The sequence below is a fragment of the Tenacibaculum gallaicum genome (assembly GCF_003387615.1).
GTDB lineage: Bacteria > Bacteroidota > Bacteroidia > Flavobacteriales > Flavobacteriaceae > Polaribacter > Polaribacter gallaicus.
In genome coordinates this window covers 1-21,840 of sequence record NZ_QUNS01000002.1, presented here as the reverse complement: position 1 = coordinate 21,840, position 21,840 = coordinate 1, and the positions used below count along the sequence as shown (strand labels likewise).

Genomic DNA, 21,840 nt, shown 5'->3' with positions numbered 1-21,840 from the left:
AAATATTTGATAATTGTTTACCGTTAATTGAACATTGAAAAAATCAACTTTTGATTTTTTTCGGATTCTGCTTTACAAACGCTGCCCAACCTGTATAGTTCTTTCCTCCTACTTTTGTTCCTGAGTTATAAAAATGACACACAGCCGCAGCTAATCCATCTGTTGCATCTAGGTTTTTGGGTAACTCTTTTAAATTCAATAACGACTTTAACATTAAGGCTACTTGTTCTTTACTTGAAGTCCCTTTTCCTGTAATTGCCATTTTAATTTTCTTGGGTGCATATTCCGTTACAGGAATTTGACGTGATAATCCTGCTGCCATGGCTACTCCTTGTGCTCTACCTAATTTTAACATTGACTGCACATTCTTACCAAAAAAAGGAGCTTCTAATGCAATTTCATCTGGATGATAGGTATCAATCAACTCAATAGTTCGTTCAAAAATGATTTTTAGCTTTAAGTAATGGTCATCGTACTTTTTTAAAAGTAGTTCATTCATCTGGATAAACTCCATTTTCTTCCCTACTACCTTTATAATTCCAAACCCCATAATACTTGTCCCTGGGTCAATACCTAATATGATTTTTTCTGTCTTCAAATTTTCGTACTTTGTACAAACACAAAACTAATCAATTAAATTGTTTATAAGCATATTTGGCTTGCTAACATCCAGTCTTCTATGCAATCATTATTTTTAATAAAAAGTTATTCAAAAACAAAAAATACCTGTTGGTGAGATTATACTTAAAATCACTTTTAATTTCATATCTTACCTTATAGTATGAGTTTTATCGTTTTAGTTTTATTCCAAAAATCCCTTCTCTTATTCCTATAAACAGCTTTCTTGTTATCATTCTTCCTTTTTGTTAATTATTTTATTGTTCCTTTAGACTAGGAAAAACAAAACAATAATTAACCTTAAACCTCAGTTATGAATACTACAACAGAACATAAAAAAAGAAAGTGTACTCCAGTTAAACCAGCTGGAAAATCAATTAGTATCTCTAATTACAAGAAATTTGAAGATTGTATTGACTTTAATTTTAATAGACTAGGACACCCGTGCCAACCTTTAACTGTAGCACAATTAAATTCAACAAAAAACACAATTTCTGCAAGCACAGTTGTCTTTATTGATGAAGAATTAGGTATTAAACAGCAAGATTTATCTGTTTTAGCCTATTTGAGTTATGATAATTCTAAAGTTCCTTTTTTAAATATTTATGTTTGTTATGACAAAGTACCCCTAAAAGGAATTCTATTTAGACCATATAGATTGGATTTTGATATAACAATTGATAATATGTTATATACTCCGAACGCTTTCTTACAAAAAGAAGGAGTTAATTTACCTGCTCCAACCATTGAAGACATCCCTTTTATAACAAGTTTTTTATGGGATGAAGACCCAGAAGGTTCTAGAGGCACTGAAACTACTGTAAAACAACCTAATTAACCTTTAATAATAAAAGGAAATAGTATTTTTTAAATAGCTTTGTGTTATCTAATCAACACAAATGTTAAAGATTATTAATTTATCAATACTATTTCTTTTTATTAATTTCTCTTCCGTTTATTCACAAGAAAGTAATTCCTTAGAGTTTGAATTATTAAAAACAGAGCTCCTTAAATTATCTAATAATTTAGAATCGCAAGCATCCCTTAAAAAAGCTATCTTTTTTTTCACTCAGAAACAATGGGATTCTACATTATTATATTCTCAAAAAGAAATGAATCCTTCATTTCGTGATCAATTCAATGACTTAACCCATTTTCTTCGAGGTTATACTTTCAATAAGAAAAAAATATTCAAAGAATCTGAAAGAGAATACCTTTTAATATCTAAAAAATTCAAATATTATAATCAAGTAAATACATATTTAGGAATACTAGCATTAGAACAAGGTTTTTATAAAAAAGCAATAATTTACTTCAATAAAGTCATCAATCTACCTAAGGGTCAATATTATTTTATTAATAAAAACTCAATAATCCATAATATAGGTTTATGTAATTTACATCTAAAAAAATTTAAAGATGCTGAATCTTATTTAATTAAAAGCTTAAAATTCAACGAAAAGAAAAATGATACCGTCGAATTAATTGGTTGCTATGGAGATATGGCAACTTTATATTATGAGCAGTATAAAGATGACTTGGCCATTCCATATTTTGAAAAAGCTTATCAGTTAGCAAAAAAAACAAGCAATTTTAATTTAAGAAGATCTACTTCCAAAAATATGTCGGTAGTAGAAGAAAACCGAAAAAATTTCGAAAAAGCGTTAAAGTATAGAAAAGAAGCACAGCAATGGAAAGACTCATTAAATGATCAAAACAAAATCTATGAGGTTGCTAAACTTGAAAAAAAGTTTGCAGTACAACAAAAACAAAAAGAAGTAAATATTTTACAGGTTCAAAATAAATTACAAGAAACCCAACGTACTATCTTTTTATATGCTGCTATTGGGTTATTAATTCTTTTAGGCATTGGTATCTATTTTTACAGAGAAAAGGTAAAAACCAACCAGGTAATTGCTTCTCAAAAAGAAACCTTAGATGAACTCAACACGACTAAAGACAAACTTTTCTCTATAGTAAGCCATGATTTACGCTCCTCAGTAAACGCCTTAAAATCGAGTAATAAAATGTTGGTTGACAATTTAGCTTCTAAAAACCTTAATGCTTTAGAAAACTTATTACAAAAAAATAGTAGTATCGTAAACGGTGCTTATGGTTTATTAGACAACTTACTTAACTGGGCTTTACTACAAACTGGACAGCAGTATTTTTATATTGATAAACTTCGTTTGTTTATTATCACTGAACAAGTTGCTTACAACTACAAACCTCTATTATTAGAAAAAGAATTGACTTTTGAAAATACAGTATCTAAAAAAGAGGTCATCTACGCCGATCAAGAGTCACTCAAAATCGTATTGAGAAATTTGTTAGACAACGCTATTAAATTCTCTAAACCTAACGGAAGTATTAAAATATATTCTAGAAATTCTTCTGAAGATTATTGCGATTTAATTATAAAAGACATTGGGTTAGGAATGAGTGAAGAAACGCGTTTAAGATTATTAAAAGACACCGTTCTTTTGAATAAAAAGGAACATGAAGATGTTATTGGAACTGGATTAGGTTTACAGTTATGTAAATCGATGATTAGCAAGAACAATGGAAAATTTGATATTGAAAGTGAATTAGGAAAAGGTACCAAAATGATTGTATCTTTACCTAAAAGACCTCTTAATGGATAACGTAAATATTTTAATCATTGAGGATACCCCTCAAGAAAGCGATCGATTAGTTAAAGTACTTACAGATCATAACTATACAATATCTGGAGTTGCTCAAAGTTTTAAAGAAGCCTTGAATTTATTTTATCAGGTAAAGGTAGACATTGTGATTATTGATATTTTTTTAGATGGAGTGCCAGATGGAATTACATTTGCCGAAACCATTAATACTGTACCCAAAGCCTCTAAGCCTTTTGTTTTTTTAACCAGCTCTACCGATCGAAAAATATTTGAACGCGCAAAACTTACACAACCATTTAGCTTTTTAATGAAACCCTTTAATGAACTAGAGGTTTTATATGCCATTGAAATGACTGTAGAAAAATTTTACGCTCAAGAAGATGTATTCATCACTGAGGAGGAAAACACCGTAGTTAGCAGTGACTACTTATTTATTAAAAAAGGAAGGTCTCTTAAAAAAGTATTGCTTTCTGATATTATTTATATTGAGGTAGAAGAAAAATACTGTAATATTATTACTAAAAAAGAGAAGTTTCTAATTCTTATTTCACTTAAAAAAATCTTACAATTCTTAGACAATACCAAGTTTTGCAGAACTCACAGAAATTTTATTGTTAATTTGGAAAAGGTTACTGAAATTGTTCCGACAGATAATTTAATCTTATTACAAGAAAACCATAAAGTTACGCTTAGCGAACGCTATAAGAGTATCACTAAGAAATTCCGTACGTTGAAATAGTTATCACTAAACATAGTTAACAACAGTATTTCTTCTCATAACCTCCTCGTTTTATATTCCACTTTTTTCTGCTTTTATAGAAAAGAATCCCTCTCTTATTCCATTTTAAAGTTTTTGCCATGACTTCTAATGTAGTTTTACATCAGAAATAACAGCTAGCATTATTTTCTAATTAAAAAACATTACTAACCAAATAAAATAGAAATCATGACAAATACATTAAATATTAAAAAAGCTGACAATCAACTTATTCTTATTGCATATCAATGGAGCAAAAGTTATGAAATTTGCAACGTAAAGTATGCTGGAGATATAGATTTAAAAATTGACATTAAAGAAGGTGAATACACTGGCCCTGTAAAAGTTAAAGGTACAGTACCATCCAATCCTCAAACAGTTAACCTTCCTAAAGGAGATTATACCTTAGTTTATGTAGGGCTAAATTGGGGTGGACCTTATAACTTTGAATTTGAGTTTAATAAAAAGAAATATGAATTATTAAACGATCCCAACAAACCTCTAGTTGGAGCAATATGGTCCTTAGGAAATGATTCTATTTCATTCAATGTAATAAAAGAAACTTCTACGGTGGTTTAATTAGTAATTTTAAAAACAAATTTATCATGGCTACAACAACAAACACAGTAATAGAAACAATTTATTACAAAGGAACTATAGGATTCGCTCCTAACCCTTTAGCTACATTAATAAACTTTTCTTTATTAGTACACCCTGAAGATCATTCAGTAAGTGGGACCGTAAAAATCGACGTAGGTACCGATAAGAAAACTTATACTGGAAAGGTAACAGGGACTGTTTACTCTACTGGTTTTGGAAATATTGTTAGAGTATTAAGTTTAAAAGGAAATATTCCTTCAGACAATAAATTAACTCCGCTATTTTTTCCTTTCGAAGCAAACATGGCTTTAAAAACAGATTGGAATGGTAAAGGCGGATTCTCTTTCCAAGGAAAAAGTGAAGAAGAAGTACCTGTAACTGCAGACACTTTTAATTTATAATCTTAAAATAGAAACATTATGTCTAACAACATTTTTCAATTATCAGCTTTAAGTCAAAATGACTCAGGAGCTTCAGACGGTTCAAAATTATCCTGTAAAATTACAGGTATCTGTAACGGTACATTACGTAAGGGATCTTCTGCTGTAAATGAAAATATTCATTTACCTGTTCCTCCAGGACAAAATGGTTCTGGGCCAACACCAACTTGGTTTTTAATTCCTGATAATGGTTTACAAGGAAGTTTTAGTATAGAAGTTTTCTGTCCTACAAATTCATCTTACCCAAGTAAAACAATTACTATTTCTGAATCTGACGTTAAAAACTGGGCTTCAGTACCTTTTGAGTCTAGAGAGAATCAGATATACCAAGAGGGAGAAAATGGAATTTTTGGTTTTGCTCAAGAAGGACCAAATGGACCTATTTATACAATAACTGCTGGGGTGTTAAATCCAAGATTACATGGTAACTAAACTACTATAGTTTAATTACATATTTAAAGCTCTATATTATTAAAATAATGTAGAGCTTCTTTTAGTAAACATAAAGGTATGATTCAATGCATTAAGTAAATTTAATATTGAAATTCTGATTCTTTAAACTATTACACTTAAAAACATCTCCAATAAAACTCATAAAATCTATTGTTGTTTTCTATTTGACCTCTAAAGAAGTAAATTTAAATGTATTTCCATCAAACAATCCTTTGTCTGATAGCTTTAAGGATGGAATTACCAACAATGCCATAAAAGATAAGGTCATATATGGAGCTCGTAATTTACTACCAAGTTGTTTTGCCATAACATCTAACTCTGCATAAGCTTTTCCTATCTCTACCGCTGATTTATCAGACATGATTCCTGCCACAGGAAGCGGAACTACTTTTTCTTCGGAGGTAGTTACTGCACAAACACCTCCTTTATTTTCAATTAATAGATTTACCGCCTTACAAATGAGTTTATCTGATACTCCAACTGCAATAATATTATGAGAATCATGACCAACAGAACTCGCTATCGCTCCTTCTTTTAGTCCGAAATTTTTAATAAATGCTATAGAAGATTCAGCGTTTTGATAACGATTTACTACCGTCATTTTTAACACATCATTCTCTACATCAGAAACCAAATTTCCGTCTTTTATTAATGAATCTGTTTCTATTTCATTCGTCACTAGTTCTCCATCTAACGCTTCAATTACTCGAATCTTTTCTGAAGCTGAATGAAATTCAAAATCACTTACTTCTTTTGTATCCGTCTCAAAATTATTCAACACTTCAAAGTCTACATGCTGTACAAATGATTTTCCGTTTTCAGCCACTAACTCACCATTAATGTATGTTTGAAGCACTTCAAATTTTTGTAAGTCTTTTACTACAATAAAATCAGCAGTATCTCCTTCATTCAATGTTCCTACATCTAAATTGTAATGCTCAACTGGATTGATACAAGCAGCTTTCAATACTTTGTATACATCTATTCCTTTAGCTACAGCACGCTCACATAACTGATTGATATGCCCCAACAACAAATCATCAGGATGTTTATCATCTGAACAAAGCATCATGCTTTCATAATATTTAGGAAGTAAGTCTATCAACGCTTCGAAGTTTTTAGCAGCACTTCCTTCTCGAATGATTACTTTCATTCCTTTTTGTAGCTTTTCTAAACCTTCTTCATAGGTAAAGCATTCATGGTCTGTGTAAATTCCTGCTGCTATATACTTATCTAAGTCTTCTCCTCTTAGTCCTGGTGCATGCCCGTCTATTGGTTTGTTATAATGTTTAGCCCAAGCTATTTTTTTCAGCACTTCTTCATCCTGATAAATCACTCCTGGGTAATTCATCATCTCCGCTAAGTATTTGATACCCGGATGCTGCATCATTTTTTTGATATCATCTGAGTCAATTATTGCTCCTGCACTTTCAAAAGAAGTAGCAGGCACGCATGATGGTGCTCCAAAATTGAATTTTAACGGAACCTTCTTTCCGTTTTCAATCATAAAATCTACGCCTTTTACACCTAACACGTTGGCAATTTCATGCGGATCAGATACCGTTGCAACGGTACCATGAGTTACCGCTATTTTAGCAAACTCAGATGGCACCAACATCGAGCTTTCAATATGAATATGGGCATCTACAAACCCAGGTAAAATATAGTTTTCTATAGTATTTTCTGCTTCTCTTACTTCTATAATCTTTCCACCTTCAACCTCAACTTCTCCTTTAAAGATTCGTTTATTTTGTATATCGACTATATTTCCTTGTACAATCATCCTAAAATTTATTTATTGCTAAAATACTGAGTATTTTTCACAAAAAAAGCATCCATAAAGGATGCTTTCTTAGTATCTATGTTGTTAAAGGTTACGCTATTGGTCCTCCTTTAATAATTTCCTCACTTGCCATTTCTTCAAACTGAGCAAAGTTCTTTCTGAATGAATTCGCTAACTCCATAGCTTTTGCATCATAAGCATCTTTATCTACCCATGTTTGCTTTGGATTTAACACTTCATCAGGAACATTTTCACAAGTAGTTGGCATTGACAATCCAAAAATTGGGTGTTGTACAAATTCAACATTATCTAAATTACCTTGTAAAGCCTCTGTAATCATAGCACGAGTGTACTTTAATTTCATTCTGCTACCAGTACCGTAAGCACCACCTGTCCATCCAGTGTTAATTAACCAAACGTTCACACCTGCTTCTTGCATTTTTTTACTTAACATTTCTGCATAACGTGTTGGGTGCAATGGCATAAATGGAGCTCCGAAACAAGCTGAAAAACTTGGTAAAGGCTCGTTGATTCCTGCCTCTGTACCTGCTACTTTTGCTGTATATCCAGAAATAAAGTGATATGCTGCTTGACCTGGTGTTAATTTAGATATTGGAGGCAATACACCAAAAGCATCTGCTGTTAAGAAGAAGATGTTCTTTGGGTTTGCACCTTTAGATGGTTTTTGAATATTTTCAATATGATAAATAGGATAACTTACACGTGTGTTTTGTGTAATTGATGTATCGTGAAAATCTACATTCTTTTTATCATCCATCACAATATTTTCAAGGATAGCTCCTTTTTTAATTGCCCCGTAAATTTCTGGTTCTTTTGCTTGAGATAAGTCAATTACTTTTGCATAACACCCTCCTTCAAAATTGAAGATAGTGTTTTCAGCAGTCCAACCATGCTCATCATCACCAATTAAACTACGATTTGGATCGGTAGATAAGGTAGTTTTACCTGTACCTGATAATCCGAAGAAAATAGCAGTATCTCCATCTTTACCAACATTTGCAGAACAGTGCATTGGTAAGGTGTTTTTAAATACTGGTAAAATAAAGTTTAACGCAGAGAAAATTCCTTTTTTAATTTCTCCTGTATACCCTGTACCACCTATTAATGCTACTTTTCTAGTAAAATTTAAGATAGCAAAATTATGTTGACGTGTTCCATCCACTTCTGGATCAGCCATAAAACCAGGAGCATTTACTACAGTCCATTCTGGAGAAAAGTTTTTTAACTCCTCTGCTGTTGGACGTAAAAACATATTATGTGCAAACATGTTACTCCAAGGATATTCGTTTACAACACGAATATTTAACTTATAATCTTCATCCGCACATGCATAACTGTCACGTACAAATACCTCTTTGTTTGATAAATAGTTTGTTACTTTATCGTATAGCTTGTCAAATTTTTCTGAATTGAAAGGAATGTTGATATCTCCCCACCAAACTTGGTCTTTAGTTATATCGTCTTTAACAATAAAACGATCCATTGGAGAACGACCTGTGAACTCACCTGTTTTAACAGCCAAAGCTCCAAAACTGGTTTCTACTCCTTGTTCTTTTTCAATAGTGATGTCGTGTAACTCGTCTGAAGTTAATTGATAACGAACCGTAGCGTCTTTTATGCCTAAGTTATCTAACGATATCGTTTTCGTATCAAGATTTGTCATCTTAAAAGATTTTAGTTGTGTTTAATTTTGGACAAAAATAGTTCTTTTTGATTAAACTGATGAATCATACAAAAATTTTATCAACTTTAATTTTTAACAACTTTTTTTAAAAAGCTATATGTTAACAGGCTCCATCCTACTATTAATAATGTTCCTCCTAATGGTGTTACAAACCAGATTGCTTTTGCAGGAACGTTTACTAAATAGATAAGATATATGGATCCAGAAAACAATAAAATCCCAGCTATCAAGAAATAACTAATCCTGTTCTTTTCTTTATTTGTAAACTCAGTAAACATGTTTACAAAAAGTAATAATAACACATGAAAAAACTGATAGCGCACTGCTGTTTGAAAGCTCTCTAGAGCTTCTGGTGTTAGTTTTGCTTTTAAGGCATGTGCTCCAAAAGCTCCTAAAACAACAGCTATTACTCCTAAAACCGCTGCTATTGTTAAATTTTTATACATTATAACTGTTTTTGTTTAAATTTAAACTTTTTTAGCGATATTGTCGCCTCTAAACTTATTGATAACAAAAATACATTATAATGAGAAATATATTGATAATTGGTGCTGGTAGATCAAGCTCTTCACTTATAAAATATTTATTAGATAAATCTTCACAAGAAAACCTACATATAACTATTGGTGATGTTTCACTAGATAGTGCTCAATCTAAAGTTAACAATCATTCAAATGCTACCGCTATTCAGTTAGATGTTTTTAATGCTGAAGAACGCTCAAACGCAATCCAAAAAGCAGATATCGTTATTTCTATGTTACCTGCTCGTTTTCATATTGAAGTAGCTAAGGATTGTATTACTCACGGAAAACACATGGTTACTGCCTCGTATATTTCTGATGAAATGAAAGCATTAGATGAAGATGCTAAAGCAAAAGGTTTGGTATTTATGAATGAAATTGGTCTTGATCCAGGAATCGATCACATGAGTGCAATGCAAGTTATAGATCGTATTAAAGAACAAGGCGGAAAAATGTTGCTATTCGAATCTTTTTGTGGAGGATTAGTAGCTCCTGAAAGTGATACTAATTTATGGAACTATAAGTTTACTTGGAACCCAAGAAATGTTGTATTGGCAGGTCAAGGTGGTGCTTCAATGTTTATTCAAGAAGGCACTTACAAGTATATTCCATATCAAAAATTATTTAGAAGAACTGAATTTTTAACCATTAATGGTAGTGGAAAATTTGAAGCATATGCAAACCGTGATTCTTTAAAATATAGAAGTATTTATGGTTTAGAAGATATTAAAACGATGTATCGTGGAACCGTTCGTAAAGTTGGTTTCTCTCGTGCTTGGAACGTTTTTGTTCAATTAGGAATGACTGATGATTCGTATACTATTGAAGATTCAGAAAACATGAGTTATCGTGATTTCACGAACCTTTTCTTGGCGTATTCTCCTTCTGATTCAGTCGAGTTAAAGTTCCGTTCGTATACAAAAATTGATCAAGATGATTTGATGTGGGATAAGTTTGTAGAGTTAGATATATTCAACCCAAATAAAAAAGTAGGATTGAAAAACGCTACGCCTGCAGAGATTCTACAAAAAATATTGATGGATTCTTGGACTCTTGAAGCTAAAGACAAAGACATGATTGTAATGCATCATATTTTTGGACATCAGTACAAAGAAGATAAATACCAAATAGAAAGTAGTATGGTAATTAAAGGGGATGACCAAACTTACACTGCTATGGCGAAAACTGTTGGACTACCTGTAGCTATGGCAACTCTACGTATTTTAAATGGTGATATTACCACTCCTGGTGTACAATTGCCTATTAACAAAGAAGTATATGAACCTATTTTAAAAGAACTAGAGGACTACGGAATCAAATTTATAGAAAAAGAAGTACCTTATTTAGGATATAACCCTGAGAGTGTAAAGGGATAAAATCTACTAAAGCTAACAAAGGAAGGCATCTGTTTAGGGTGCCTTTTCCTTTTAAAACTAAAGAGAGTCATTATAAAGTTAGTATTTTTACACTTTATCACAACACTAATTAATGCCTGATAGCGTTTTAAAAAATCATATTAAAAATTATATTCCTCTTTCTGAAGAGGAATTATCTGAAGTTTTATCTTTTTTCGATCATCAATCCTACAAGAAAAAAGAAACATTATTATTTACTGATAAGCGGTGCGATAAACTATTTTTTGTTGCTAAAGGTTGTTTACAATTATATTTTATTGATGATTTAGGCTATAAAAAAACTACACAGTTTGCTTTAGAAAATTGGTGGCTAACTGATTTTTTAGCTTTTCAAAACAAAAAAAAGTCTAACTTTACTATAGAGACAGTTGAAAATTCTGTAGTTTTTTCAATCTCCTCTTCAAAGTATAATAAGCTATTAAATCAATTCCCTTTATTAGAAAAGTACTTCCGAAATATTTACGAAACAGCTTATGGAGCTGCTTTAATGCGTTTAAAATACATAAACAGCTACTCTAAAGAAGAAATGTATTTTAGGTTTAAAGAAGATTTTCCTGAATTTGTAAAACGAGTACCCCAATATTTATTAGCAAGCTTTTTAGGGTTAACTCCTGAATATTTAAGTGAAATTAAAAGAAAATAACATTTCTTAAGCTAGTTTATTTTTTACTGAAATCTTCTTAACTACCTTTGTACTTATATTAATTTAAGGGCATAATAGCATTATGAAAAATATGAAAAAAATCGTCGTTGTTGGCGGCGGTTTTGCTGGATTAGAACTTATAAAAGGGTTAGGAAATTCAGAAAATTATCAGATTATTCTAGTAGATAGTAACAACTACAATTTCTTTCCTCCTTTAATCTACCAAGTATCCACAGGTTTTATGGAACCTTCTGCAATTAGTTATCCATTCAGAAAAATTTTAAGAAAATTTAAAAACGCTCGTTTTCGACTGGGTACTCTTGAAAAAATTGTTCCAGAAGAAAATAAAATAGTCGTAAGTAATGGAGAAATAGAATATGACATCCTAGTAATGGCAACTGGTACAGAAAGTAACTTTTTTGGAAACAAAAACATTGAAAAGTACAGTTTACCAATGAAAACCATTAGTGATGCGCTGTCTCTTAGAAATGTTATTTTAACTCGATTTGACCGAGCTACAAGAATTCACAATCCAGAAGAAAGAAAAAAGTGTTTAACTTTTGTTATTGCTGGCGCAGGCCCTACAGGTGTTGAACTTTCAGGGATTTTATCCGAGATTAAAACTTCAATTATCATAAAAGACTACCCTGAGCTAGACGAAAATGATTTTGGAGAAATACACCTTATCGATGGTCAAAGCTCTGTATTAGCTCCTATGTCAAAAAAAGCACAAGAATACACCTCTCAAAAGTTAAGTGAACTTGGGGTAACTTTGACAATGAACACCATGGTTAATGATTTTGATGGTGAAACCGTGTATTTGTCAAACGGAGAAAAAATACATACTAAAAACCTTATATGGGCAGCTGGTGTGTCTGCTAAAACATTTGATGGTTTTTCAAAGGAGAGTTTTGGTGCTGGTAGAAGGTTAAAAACAAATCAGTTCAACCTAGTACATTCATATGATAACATTTATGCTTTAGGGGACTGTGCTTTGATTTTAGGAGACGAAAACTATCCTAAAGGACATCCTCAATTAGCACAACCTGCATTACAACAAGCTAGAAACTTAGCTAAAAATCTTTCTAGAAAAAATAGTAACTGGAAGACTTTTCAATACAATGATAAAGGTTCATTAGCTATTATTGGACGAAATAAGGCTGTACTTGATTTCCCTGGGCAAAAACAATCTTTAAAAGGTTTCGTTGCTTGGTTAATTTGGATTTTTGTACACATTATGGGACTTGTAAATTTCAAAAACAAAGTGAGAACTCTATACAACTGGTTAGGCTATTACATATATAAAGACCAGTATTTTAGAATGATTATTAAACCTACTCAAAGAGATACTAAATAAAAACACATGAAAAACTTTAGCATTATAATTATACTGGTTTTTGCAATTATTACTGTTCGTTGTAATTCAGGAAAATCGAAACCCGATAAAAAAGTTGAACAAGTTGTATCTCCATCTGATACTCTAACTAAACATCTAAAACCATTTAATCCTGAATTACCAACTATAGGGCTTTTAATGTTTAACGGAGTTTTACAAGGAGAAGTTATAGCAACATCTGATGTTTTTGGAAAATCAAACAAAGAGGGCAAACAACTTTTTAATGTAGTAGCTATAGCTGAAACAGCTAAACCTATTACTACCGAAGAAGGAATGCATTTTGTTCCAGACTACACTTTTGATAATTGCCCCAAACTAACAGCTTTATTTGTTCCAAGTGCTTACGATATGTATGCGCAAGTGCATAATGATAAAATCGTAGATTTTATAAAAACAAAAAACCAAGAAACTCAATTTACAGTAAGCAATTGCGCTGGTGCAAATTTAATTGGTAAATCTGGTATTGCTGATGGTCATAAAATTGTAACATGGATTGGTGGTGGTGTGCAATTGCAAAAAGATTATCCTAATTTAAAAGTGCAAAATGACAGCTTGGTAACTTTTGTTAAAGATGGTAAGTTTTTATCTTCAAACGGAAATTTAGCTAGTTATATCTCAGCGTTAGAACTTCTCGAAACTATGACAAGTACCGAACATAGAAAATTTGTTGAAAGCTATCTATATTTGAATCAACTTAAAAACTGGGAAAAATAAATATTAGTTTTAAATTTTCTTTTTCAAACAAAAGCATCAATTAATTGATGCTTTTTTTATCCTCCTTTCTAAAAAAATAATACATACATTTACCCCGATAAGTTCTTTACATACTTCATCAACCGAAAAGGTTTTACTTAGCTGTAGATTAATAGGGAATCGTGTGAAAATCACGAACTGTCGCGCAACTGTAAGTAACACACCAAAAGTTTTTATCCTAGTATATCCACTGCAAAGCGGGAAGGATGATAAAAACTGTTATAAGTCAGGAGACCTGCCTATTCGGATATTGACAATGCTTTCGCGATTTGAAGCTTTTGGGTCATACCGATGATATATTTTTAACGCACACTTTCTTTATGAAATGCTGTGCTTTTTTGGTATGTCATTATTTTTCTCAAACATCTTATCGTTTTTAGCATTGCGAAGCATCTAAAAGAGCTTTTAAAATTAATGTTTAATTATAAAAGTTTAAAAGAAAATGCAAACGCACATTCTTGGCTATCCGCGTATTGGTAGCAACAGAGAACTCAAAAAAGCCTGCGAGCAATATTGGTCAGGCAAAACTAGTTTACAGGAACTTCTTGAAACAGGAAGAAACATCTGTCAAGAAAATTGGAAAACACAACAAGAAGCAGGTATAGACCTTATTCCTTGTAATGATTTTTCTTATTACGATCAAGTGTTAGATATGACACTCAGCGTTGGTGCTATTCCTAAACGTTACAACGAAGTAGCTTTAAAAACCTCAAACTCTGAACTAGATCTTTATTTTGCCATGGCAAGAGGATATCAAAAAGATGAACTTGATATTACTGCTATGGAAATGACTAAGTGGTTTGACACTAATTACCATTACATTGTTCCTGAATTCTATAAAAACCAAGAATTTAAACTATTCTCTAATAAAATTGTTAATGAATTTGTTGGTGCTAAACAATTAGGAGTTAATGCTAAACCTGTAATTATTGGTCTGGTTAGCTACCTTCTTTTAGGTAAAGAAAAAGAAGAAGGTTTTGATAAGTTAGATTTAGCTTCAAAGTTACTTCCTGTTTATATTGAAATACTTCAAGAACTTCAAGCCCAGGGTGCTGAATGGATTCAGTTTGATGAACCTTTTTTAGCGTTAGACCTAAACGAAAAAGCCAAAGAAACCTATCAGTTTATCTATAATGAAATTAGAAAAAAGTTTCCTAAATTAAAGTTTATAGTTACCTCTTACTTTGAAGGTTTAAAAGACAATCTTTCATTAGCTAACACACTACCTATCGACACATTACATATCGACTTAGTTCGTTGTGAAGACCAACTAGACGATGTATTAGACACTCTTCCTGAGAATAAATCTCTATCATTAGGTATTGTAGATGGAAGAAACATTTGGAAAAATGACTTTGAAAAATCTTTACAGCTTATTCAAAAAGCAACCGATAAATTAGGTTCTGATAGAATCTTTATTGCTTCTTCTTGTTCCTTATTACACGCTCCTTGCGATTTAGAATTAGAAACATCTTTAGATAATGATATTAAACAATGGCTTGCTTTCGCTAAGCAAAAACTTACAGAAGTAAGTTTATTAAAAAAACTATCTGAAGGTACTACTGATAAAGCTATTTTAAATGCTTTTGAAGAAAACAAAAAAGCAATTGCTAGCAGAAAATCTTCAGCATTGATTCATCATAATGATGTAAAACAGCGTGTTGATGCCATTGCTGAAGTAGACTCTCAAAGAAAAAATGCCTTTTCTACTCGTAAAAAAGCTCAAGAAAAAGTATTGAATTTACCATTATTTCCTACTACAACCATTGGTTCATTCCCCCAAACTAAGGAAGTAAGAAGCTGGAGAGCTCAATTTAAAAAAGGCTCCTTAAATAGTGAGGAATATAAATATTTACTAAAGAAAGAAACTCAAAAAACCATTCAATGGCAAGAAAAAATAGGGCTAGATGTTTTGGTTCATGGTGAGTATGAGCGAAATGATATGGTAGAATATTTTGGTGAACAACTTGCTGGAGTAACTTTTACAAAAAAAGGTTGGGTTCAAAGTTATGGTAGCCGCTGTGTAAAACCTCCTATTATTTACGGTGATGTTTATCGACCTCATCCAATGACTGTTTACTGGTCACAATACGCTCAATCTTTAACTAACAATTGGGTTAAAGGAATGTTAACAGGGCCTGTTACCATTTTACAATGGTCTTTTGTGCGCGATGACCAACCTCGTTCAACTACCTGTAAACAAATTGCATTAGCTATTCGCGATGAAGTTACAGATCTAGAAAAAGCGGGTATCAGAATTATTCAAATTGATGAACCTGCTATAAGAGAAGGACTTCCTCTACGAAAATCAGGCTGGAAAAACTATCTAAAATGGGCTGTTGAAGCTTTTAAAATTTCATCATGCGGTGTAGATGACGCTACACAAATACATACGCATATGTGTTATTCAGAGTTTAACGACATCATTCAAAACATTGCTGATATGGATGCCGATGTTATTACTATTGAATGTTCTCGTTCTCAAATGGAACTATTAAATGCTTTTGCTGATTTTAAATACCCCAATGAAATTGGCCCTGGAGTGTATGACATTCATTCACCTAGAGTTCCTTCTATTCAAGAAATGACTGAACTCTTACACAAAGCTCAAAAAGTTATTCCAGCCTCCCAGCTTTGGGTAAATCCTGATTGTGGTCTTAAAACCAGACATTGGGATGAAACAGAAAAAGCTTTACTTGCTATGGTTTCGGCTGCAAAAGAAGCTTCATTAAGGTACAATACTAATACACTGGAAACTATTACCTAACAGCTGACTAATTATAAAGTGCCCAAAAACACAAAACTTTTTGGGCACTAATTATCATATAAACTCCCACTAAAAATGACCACAGAAGAAAAAATAATACAATCGGAAACACGTATTTTTAAAGCCGTATTTCCAAACACAACAAATCACTATGATACACTGTTCGGAGGAACTGCTATGCAACTAATGGATGAAGTTGCTTTTATTACTGCGACACGATTTTGTAGGCAAAAAGTTGTAACTGTAAGTAGTGATAAAATTGATTTTAAAAAACCAATTCCTGCTGGAACTATTATTGAGTTAATAGGAAAAGTTAGCTATATAGGTAACAAAAGTTTGAAAGTTACCGTTAAAATTTATACAGAGCATATGTACTCACATCATAGAGAAAAAGCCATTGAGGGTGAGTTTACCTTTGTTGCTATTGATGAGAATAAAAACCCAATCGAAGTTATAAAAACTGACACTCAAAAACTCCATTCTTCACAACAAGAACTGAGTTAACATTAAATGACGTTTTTGAAAAAGGTATCCACATAAAAAATTACATCTTCAAATAAAAATCTTTTGTAAGATTTATATAGGCATCAGTATACTGGTGCCTTTTGGTTTCTATAATTAATTCTTCTTCCTGAACTGTAGCTTCAGTAAACGAAAATTCTAACAAACTACGTTTTATTTCTGATGTTGGATTTCCTTTTACTCTACAAGTTCTATTTACATATAAGTTATGCTTTTCAGCTAATTTAATAAAATTTCTTTCTTCTTTAAACGGTATAATGGATGAGAACCTTCCGTTTTCGGACAATATTTCACTTACTCCTTGTACTAACTCTTCAAAAGACAGTGAACTTGTAAATCGTGCTTTATTTCGTGCTACATCCTCCGTTTCATAGTCATCAGTATAAAATGGCGGATTGGATATAATTATATCGTACTCTTCTTCTTCCTCAGCCATTTCTTCAACAAACTCTACAAAAGAAGCATTGTAACAAAAAAGTCTATCTCCCCAAGCTGATTGCTCAAAATTTTCAACCGTTTGTTCATAAGCACTTTCATCAACTTCAACTGCATCAATGGTCATCGCATCACTTCGTTGTGCTAACATCAATGAAATAACACCTGTGCCTGAACCAACATCTAATATTGTATCAGGGTATCCTCCTAAATCACACCACGCACCTAGCAATACCGAATCGGTACCTATTTTCATTGCAGTTTTATCTTGGTGTACTGTAAACTCTTTAAATTGAAATGGCTTCATTTATAAAAATCTTCCAATAATTTTTTCTGCATTGAAAAACAAATACAATACAATGATTAATAAGATTACTAGAAATAACCCTTTTTTAGGATTTCCTTTTTTTCTATTACCAAAACGTCTTTTAAACTCCATTTATTTGTTTCTATTTACTAGACTAATTTCATTAGGCTTTTAATTATGTTAAATGTTACTCACCACTTACTTTTGTTGCTCGCAACATCTCTCTTTTCCCTGGAGGTCCAGGTAAGCGTTCTACATCAAAATCTACCGCCTGCATTGCTCGTCGTACACTTCCTTTTGCTGAATAGGTTACTAAAACTCCTTCTGGTTTTAACGCTGCAAACATAATTTTAAAAATATCCTCTGTCCACAAATTAGGTTGTACTTTTGCTCCAAAAGCATCAAAGTAAATCAAGTCAAAATAATTTTCATCGGTAATTTCAGCAAAAAACTGTTTACGTTTTGTCAATGAAAAATCAGGAGTAATATCCTGCTTTTCTTCCCAAGAAACTTCATGGATTTTCTCAAATAGTGTTTCCTTATCCTGAGCTTCCAACTCTACTACATAATTTAGTTTTTCAACTTCTTCTTTTGCTACAGGATAAGCCTCTACTCCAACATAATCAACTTTTTTCCCTGCTTCCAATAACGTGATAAAACAATTGAGTCCTGTACCAAAACCTATTTCTAAAACAGAAATACTTTTAGCATCTACATACCTTAATCCATTTCTTATAAACACATGATATGCTTCTTGTATTGCACCATGCTTAGAATGATATTGTTCATTCCAATCTGGTAAATGAATGGTTGTAGAACCATCGGACGTTATGATAATTTCCCGTTTTATAACTAAACTATTTAATCAGTAATTTTTTAATTCTTGGTATTGGTCCTGTACAAGTTGTTTTATGACAGGCAATACAACTATTTACAGCTTGATTAAAATTCTGTTTTAAAGAATCTTTTGATCCCGAATACACTTGCTGCATATTTTGAATATACAGTTTTGAAAAAGCTTCAAAACTTGTATTTCTATCTGCTGGATCGGTTAAAACCGCAGAATGAATATTCAGATAGGTTTCAGGAAAGTTACCTATTGATTCACCTTCTAAAATTTTATTCTTAATTGTCATGTTCCCTTCATACATAGCATTCATTAAGGCTGCCATTTCTGAAGATTGATACATAATAAGTTCTTCTTTTGGTTCTTTCTTTTTGTCTTTACAGGAAAAAAGCACCAAAGACATCAATAAAACAACAATTAATTGTTTCATTATTTCTTCATTAATACTCCATCAGCTTCAAAAGCATAGGTGTATTTTGGTTCCGTAATTTTTGCTATTTCTTCTTCCGACTTTCCTGCATCTTTAGCATAATGTTGTAATTCATTTACAGAAATTTCAGTAACAAAAGCTTTTCCGTTTACTACTACTTCTTTGTTATCTGCATTTAAAGGCATAAAAAAACCATAATCTTTAAAGCGTACCATTGACTCTTGTTCTTCACCTAAATCTAGCTTCATCCAACATCCCTTTTTCTTACATACCTCGTTAATTGTTGAAGTAAATTTTATGTTTAGGGTATCTCCTTTTTTTAAGTTTTTGAATTCAGCTCGCATCTCTTCAGCAGAAACAACATCTGCATCTGTAATCTCTTCACCAAAAGATGCATATTCTATCTTTTGCTCTTTAACATTATTCGCTTCGGTAGTTTCTTTCTTATTTTCAACTTTACAAGAAACAAACGCTATACTTAAAACCATAGCAAACACTAGTAGTCTTTTCATTTTCAAAAATTTAAAATTAACATATCAACAAATATACTCATATTTCTTCATGCAAGGGGCTAAACTCAAAATATACCACTAGATTTCGTATCTTCGTGGCACTTCTAAAATTAATCACATAATGAATATTGATATTGAGCTTATACAAGAATCGAAAATAGATACAGTAGATTTTAACAACTTAGCATTCGGTCGCACTTTTACTGACCATATGTTGATTTGTGACTTTGCTGATGGAGAATGGAAAACGCCTAAAATTATGCCTTACGGACCTTTAACTTTTGAACCTTCGGCTAGAGTTTTTCATTACGGACAAGCTGTTTTTGAGGGAATGAAAGCTTATAAGGACGATAATGATGGTGTGTTTTTATTTCGTCCGGATGAAAACTTTCATAGAATTAATAAATCTGGTGCTCGTTTAGCGATGCCTCCAGTTCCTGAAAATGTATTTTTTGGGGGATTAAAAAAACTTCTTGAATTGGACAATGCGTGGATTAAAAAAGGAATAGGAAACTCGTTATATATTCGTCCATTTATTATTGCTTCTGAAGGAGCTATAGCTGCTTCTCCTGCCGAAGAGTATAAATTTATAATTATTTGCTCTCCTGCACAATCTTATTATGCTGGTGAAGTTAGAGTTCTTTTTGCTGAAAAATATAGTCGTTCTGCTGATGGTGGTGTTGGTTTTGCAAAAGCGGCTGGTAACTACGCAGCTCAATTTTACCCTACTAGTTTAGCGCATAAAGAAGGGTATCAACAAATTGTTTGGACCGATGCAAATACACACGAATACCTTGAAGAAGCAGGTACAATGAATGTCTTTTTTAGAGTAGGAGATAAACTTATAACTGCACCAACAAGTGACCGTATTTTAGATGGTGTTACTCGTAAATCGATTATTCAACTTGCAAAAGACTACAACATAGATATTGAAATTAAAAGAGTATCAGTTGCTGAAATTAAAGAAGCAGCAAGGCAAGGTGAACTAAAAGAAATTTTTGGTTCTGGTACTGCTGCTGTAATAAATCCTATAAAAGGGTTTAAACACCAAAATGATACTTTTGAATTACCAGAAGTAAGTGATTCTTATGCTTCTTTCTTCAAAGAAAAACTACTTAACATTCAATACAACAAACTAGAAGATAAGCACAACTGGAGGGTTAAAGTTTAATCATTTCATTAAAAAAAGCTATATTAGTAAGCAGAATTAAGTTTTTAAACAAAAAATTCTAAAGAAATGAGAAATATTGTACTAGCTTTATTATCAATAGGAGTAGGTTTTGCAATTTCATTTTTTGGATTAGATATTTATTCTAATTCAATTTCAAATGAAGATAAAACCATAGCTCAAAGTAATGAAGTAATTACTCCCAAAAAGGAAGAAGAACCTCCTATTAATGAAGATAATACTTCTGAAGAAGCCTTAACTCTTGAAGGTTCTTCGACAGGTTCATTTTCTATTGATACTGAAGATATTCAAAAAAACTTTGATAATTGGGAAGCTTACACAAAGGAAAATATTGATTTAATGTCAACTTTCATTCCTATGGATGATAAGGGTGCTATCATGGAAAAAGGTATCTTTTTAACCTTACTTCGTACTGGTGCATACATTCCTATTAAGTATGAAAAAGACGGAAAAGCACAATATCAACTTACGAGTATAGATGATTCTTCGAATGAAAAAATCAAAAAATCAATTGTTAGTAAAGCTTCTATAGCACATCAATATTTTAAAATGGAAGGTAAAAAACTTCCTAATTACAACTTTGTTGATTTAAATGGTAATCCACACAATAAAGCTGACACAAAAGGAAAATTGTTAGTACTAAAGTGTTGGTTTATTACTTGTAAAGTGTGTGTTGAAGAGTTTCCTGAATTAAATGAGTTGGTGGATAAATACAAGGATGAAAAAATTGAATTTGTTAGTTTAGCTTTTGATAAAAAAGATGAATTGGTTAAATTTTTAGAGACCAAAGAGTTTAAATATCCAACTATCCCAGAACAAAAGGATTACATGGCTAAGAAACTAAAAGTTAAACAATATCCTACACATTTAATTGTAGATGCTAATGGTATTATTATTAAAATGGTTAATAATGTTAAAACATTAACATCAGAATTAGAAAGAATTATGGGTAAATAGATAACAAAATATAAAAAAGCTCCTCAATGAGGAGCTTTTTTATTTATCTATGTCTCGTCCTGAAATAAGTTTACACAATTTAGACTTATTTTATGAAAAACAATGTATCCAAGAAGAAGCGTACACAGTGTGATTACAATTTAGG

Annotated in this window: 23 protein-coding genes and 1 riboswitch; of the genes, 14 read left to right on the top strand and 9 right to left on the bottom strand. The window is 31.8% G+C overall.

Translation table 11 applies throughout. The annotated features are described in order from the left end of the window. Nucleotides 1-43: 43 nt before the first annotated feature. Nucleotides 44-598 (bottom strand): crossover junction endodeoxyribonuclease RuvC, encoded by a 555-nt coding sequence (ruvC, locus tag C7448_RS04405; RefSeq protein ID WP_115900163.1) that lies wholly within the window; start codon nt 596-598, stop codon nt 44-46. Nucleotides 599-931: 333 nt separating this feature from the next. On the opposite strand from ruvC, the gene C7448_RS04400 reads away from it, so the two are divergent. The 6 genes from C7448_RS04400 to C7448_RS04375 all read left to right on the top strand — a co-directional run bounded on the left by C7448_RS04400 (nt 932) and on the right by C7448_RS04375 (nt 5,492). Further along, the gene (locus tag C7448_RS04400) at nt 932-1,456 is read left to right on the top strand and encodes a hypothetical protein (protein ID WP_115900162.1); all 525 of its coding nucleotides are present in this window, start codon (nt 932-934) and stop codon (nt 1,454-1,456) included. Between the two features lie 61 nt (nt 1,457-1,517). Continuing rightward, nucleotides 1,518-3,263, top strand: a complete 1,746-nt coding sequence (locus C7448_RS04395; protein ID WP_115900161.1) for an ATP-binding protein — start codon at nt 1,518-1,520, stop codon at nt 3,261-3,263. Beyond that, entirely contained in the window at nt 3,256-4,002 is a 747-nt protein-coding gene (locus tag C7448_RS04390; RefSeq protein ID WP_115900160.1) for a LytR/AlgR family response regulator transcription factor, read from the top strand. The genes C7448_RS04395 and C7448_RS04390 overlap by 8 nt, the downstream gene beginning before the upstream one ends. Nucleotides 4,003-4,209: 207 nt before the next feature. Next, nucleotides 4,210-4,599 (top strand): hypothetical protein, encoded by a 390-nt coding sequence (locus tag C7448_RS04385; RefSeq protein ID WP_115900159.1) that lies wholly within the window; start codon nt 4,210-4,212, stop codon nt 4,597-4,599. Nucleotides 4,600-4,625: 26 nt separating this feature from the next. Beyond that, nucleotides 4,626-5,021, top strand: coding sequence for a DUF1842 domain-containing protein (locus C7448_RS04380; RefSeq protein WP_115900158.1), 396 nt, complete (start codon nt 4,626-4,628; stop codon nt 5,019-5,021). Between the two features lie 18 nt (nt 5,022-5,039). After that, nucleotides 5,040-5,492, top strand: coding sequence for a hypothetical protein (locus C7448_RS04375; protein ID WP_115900157.1), 453 nt, complete (start codon nt 5,040-5,042; stop codon nt 5,490-5,492). Nucleotides 5,493-5,673: 181 nt separating this feature from the next. On the opposite strand, the gene ade is transcribed toward C7448_RS04375, so the two are convergent. From ade to C7448_RS04360, 3 genes are all read right to left on the bottom strand, one after another. Next, nucleotides 5,674-7,296 (bottom strand): adenine deaminase, encoded by a 1,623-nt coding sequence (gene ade, locus C7448_RS04370; RefSeq protein WP_115900156.1) that lies wholly within the window; start codon nt 7,294-7,296, stop codon nt 5,674-5,676. Between the two features lie 91 nt (nt 7,297-7,387). Continuing rightward, a complete protein-coding gene (gene pckA / locus C7448_RS04365) occupies nt 7,388-8,980 on the bottom strand; it encodes a phosphoenolpyruvate carboxykinase (ATP) (protein WP_115900155.1) in 1,593 nt (530 codons plus the stop codon). An 86-nt stretch (nt 8,981-9,066) separates the two neighbouring features. Further along, nucleotides 9,067-9,447 carry a DUF423 domain-containing protein gene (locus tag C7448_RS04360; RefSeq protein WP_115900154.1) on the bottom strand — a complete coding sequence of 127 codons (381 nt, stop codon included), beginning with the start codon at nt 9,445-9,447 and terminating at the stop codon, nt 9,067-9,069. Between the two features lie 80 nt (nt 9,448-9,527). On the opposite strand from C7448_RS04360, the gene C7448_RS04355 reads away from it, so the two are divergent. From C7448_RS04355 to C7448_RS04330, 6 genes are all read left to right on the top strand, one after another. Continuing rightward, nucleotides 9,528-10,898 carry a saccharopine dehydrogenase family protein gene (locus C7448_RS04355; protein ID WP_115900153.1) on the top strand — a complete coding sequence of 457 codons (1,371 nt, stop codon included), beginning with the start codon at nt 9,528-9,530 and terminating at the stop codon, nt 10,896-10,898. Nucleotides 10,899-11,010: 112 nt separating this feature from the next. Next, nucleotides 11,011-11,580 (top strand): Crp/Fnr family transcriptional regulator, encoded by a 570-nt coding sequence (locus tag C7448_RS04350; protein ID WP_115900152.1) that lies wholly within the window; start codon nt 11,011-11,013, stop codon nt 11,578-11,580. Between the two features lie 82 nt (nt 11,581-11,662). Next, nucleotides 11,663-12,937: an NAD(P)/FAD-dependent oxidoreductase gene (locus tag C7448_RS04345; RefSeq protein ID WP_115900151.1), complete on the top strand. Its 1,275-nt coding sequence runs from the start codon at nt 11,663-11,665 to the stop codon at nt 12,935-12,937. 6 nt (nt 12,938-12,943) lie between these two features. Then, nucleotides 12,944-13,690 (top strand): DJ-1/PfpI family protein, encoded by a 747-nt coding sequence (locus tag C7448_RS04340; RefSeq protein ID WP_115900150.1) that lies wholly within the window; start codon nt 12,944-12,946, stop codon nt 13,688-13,690. A 111-nt stretch (nt 13,691-13,801) separates the two neighbouring features. Then, nucleotides 13,802-13,986, top strand: a riboswitch (cobalamin riboswitch). Between the two features lie 185 nt (nt 13,987-14,171). After that, entirely contained in the window at nt 14,172-16,496 is a 2,325-nt protein-coding gene (metE, locus tag C7448_RS04335; RefSeq protein ID WP_115900149.1) for a 5-methyltetrahydropteroyltriglutamate--homocysteine S-methyltransferase, read from the top strand. A 75-nt stretch (nt 16,497-16,571) separates the two neighbouring features. After that, nucleotides 16,572-17,000, top strand: coding sequence for an acyl-CoA thioesterase (locus C7448_RS04330; RefSeq protein ID WP_115900148.1), 429 nt, complete (start codon nt 16,572-16,574; stop codon nt 16,998-17,000). Nucleotides 17,001-17,040: 40 nt separating this feature from the next. On the opposite strand, the gene C7448_RS04325 is transcribed toward C7448_RS04330, so the two are convergent. The 5 genes from C7448_RS04325 to C7448_RS04310 are packed head-to-tail and all read right to left on the bottom strand — an operon-like array spanning nt 17,041 to nt 19,549. Further along, on the bottom strand, nt 17,041-17,760 hold the full coding sequence (locus tag C7448_RS04325) for a tRNA1(Val) (adenine(37)-N6)-methyltransferase (RefSeq protein WP_115900147.1): 720 nt from the start codon (nt 17,758-17,760) through the stop codon (nt 17,041-17,043). After that, a complete protein-coding gene (locus C7448_RS16090; protein ID WP_262510980.1) occupies nt 17,761-17,892 on the bottom strand; it encodes a hypothetical protein in 132 nt (43 codons plus the stop codon). A 55-nt stretch (nt 17,893-17,947) separates the two neighbouring features. Further along, nucleotides 17,948-18,610 carry a tRNA (5-methylaminomethyl-2-thiouridine)(34)-methyltransferase MnmD gene (gene mnmD / locus C7448_RS04320; protein WP_115900146.1) on the bottom strand — a complete coding sequence of 221 codons (663 nt, stop codon included), beginning with the start codon at nt 18,608-18,610 and terminating at the stop codon, nt 17,948-17,950. Nucleotides 18,611-18,617: 7 nt separating this feature from the next. Next, on the bottom strand, nt 18,618-19,037 hold the full coding sequence (locus C7448_RS04315; protein ID WP_115900145.1) for a hypothetical protein: 420 nt from the start codon (nt 19,035-19,037) through the stop codon (nt 18,618-18,620). Next, nucleotides 19,037-19,549 carry a DUF4920 domain-containing protein gene (locus tag C7448_RS04310; RefSeq protein WP_115900144.1) on the bottom strand — a complete coding sequence of 171 codons (513 nt, stop codon included), beginning with the start codon at nt 19,547-19,549 and terminating at the stop codon, nt 19,037-19,039. The genes C7448_RS04315 and C7448_RS04310 overlap by 1 nt, the downstream gene beginning before the upstream one ends. 121 nt (nt 19,550-19,670) lie before the next feature. Here C7448_RS04310 and C7448_RS04305 point away from each other — a divergent pair, with 121 nt between their 5' ends. After that, nucleotides 19,671-20,720 carry a branched-chain amino acid aminotransferase gene (locus C7448_RS04305; protein WP_115900143.1) on the top strand — a complete coding sequence of 350 codons (1,050 nt, stop codon included), beginning with the start codon at nt 19,671-19,673 and terminating at the stop codon, nt 20,718-20,720. 66 nt (nt 20,721-20,786) lie between these two features. Next, the gene (locus C7448_RS04300) at nt 20,787-21,695 is read left to right on the top strand and encodes a TlpA family protein disulfide reductase (RefSeq protein WP_115900142.1); all 909 of its coding nucleotides are present in this window, start codon (nt 20,787-20,789) and stop codon (nt 21,693-21,695) included. Nucleotides 21,696-21,840 lie beyond the last annotated feature (145 nt).

Bases quoted from the DNA above. Each gene is read 5' to 3' on its own strand.
- C7448_RS04385 (WP_115900159.1), top strand. From the start codon at position 4,210: ATGACAAATACATTAAATATTAAAAAAGCTGACAATCAACTTATTCTT.
- C7448_RS04305 (WP_115900143.1), top strand. From the start codon at position 19,671: ATGAATATTGATATTGAGCTTATACAAGAATCGAAAATAGATACAGTA.
- C7448_RS04340 (WP_115900150.1), top strand. From the start codon at position 12,944: ATGAAAAACTTTAGCATTATAATTATACTGGTTTTTGCAATTATTACT.
- C7448_RS04355 (WP_115900153.1), top strand. From the start codon at position 9,528: ATGAGAAATATATTGATAATTGGTGCTGGTAGATCAAGCTCTTCACTT.
- C7448_RS04300 (WP_115900142.1), top strand. From the start codon at position 20,787: ATGAGAAATATTGTACTAGCTTTATTATCAATAGGAGTAGGTTTTGCA.
- C7448_RS04350 (WP_115900152.1), top strand. From the start codon at position 11,011: ATGCCTGATAGCGTTTTAAAAAATCATATTAAAAATTATATTCCTCTT.
- C7448_RS04330 (WP_115900148.1), top strand. From the start codon at position 16,572: ATGACCACAGAAGAAAAAATAATACAATCGGAAACACGTATTTTTAAA.
- metE (WP_115900149.1), top strand. From the start codon at position 14,172: ATGCAAACGCACATTCTTGGCTATCCGCGTATTGGTAGCAACAGAGAA.
- C7448_RS04360 (WP_115900154.1), bottom strand. From the start codon at position 9,447: ATGTATAAAAATTTAACAATAGCAGCGGTTTTAGGAGTAATAGCTGTT.
- C7448_RS04400 (WP_115900162.1), top strand. From the start codon at position 932: ATGAATACTACAACAGAACATAAAAAAAGAAAGTGTACTCCAGTTAAA.
- C7448_RS04395 (WP_115900161.1), top strand. From the start codon at position 1,518: ATGTTAAAGATTATTAATTTATCAATACTATTTCTTTTTATTAATTTC.
- C7448_RS04325 (WP_115900147.1), bottom strand. From the start codon at position 17,760: ATGAAGCCATTTCAATTTAAAGAGTTTACAGTACACCAAGATAAAACT.
- C7448_RS04380 (WP_115900158.1), top strand. From the start codon at position 4,626: ATGGCTACAACAACAAACACAGTAATAGAAACAATTTATTACAAAGGA.
- C7448_RS04315 (WP_115900145.1), bottom strand. From the start codon at position 19,037: ATGAAACAATTAATTGTTGTTTTATTGATGTCTTTGGTGCTTTTTTCC.
- C7448_RS04345 (WP_115900151.1), top strand. From the start codon at position 11,663: ATGAAAAATATGAAAAAAATCGTCGTTGTTGGCGGCGGTTTTGCTGGA.
- C7448_RS16090 (WP_262510980.1), bottom strand. From the start codon at position 17,892: ATGGAGTTTAAAAGACGTTTTGGTAATAGAAAAAAAGGAAATCCTAAA.
- pckA (WP_115900155.1), bottom strand. From the start codon at position 8,980: ATGACAAATCTTGATACGAAAACGATATCGTTAGATAACTTAGGCATA.
- C7448_RS04375 (WP_115900157.1), top strand. From the start codon at position 5,040: ATGTCTAACAACATTTTTCAATTATCAGCTTTAAGTCAAAATGACTCA.
- ade (WP_115900156.1), bottom strand. From the start codon at position 7,296: ATGATTGTACAAGGAAATATAGTCGATATACAAAATAAACGAATCTTT.
- C7448_RS04310 (WP_115900144.1), bottom strand. From the start codon at position 19,549: ATGAAAAGACTACTAGTGTTTGCTATGGTTTTAAGTATAGCGTTTGTT.
- C7448_RS04390 (WP_115900160.1), top strand. From the start codon at position 3,256: ATGGATAACGTAAATATTTTAATCATTGAGGATACCCCTCAAGAAAGC.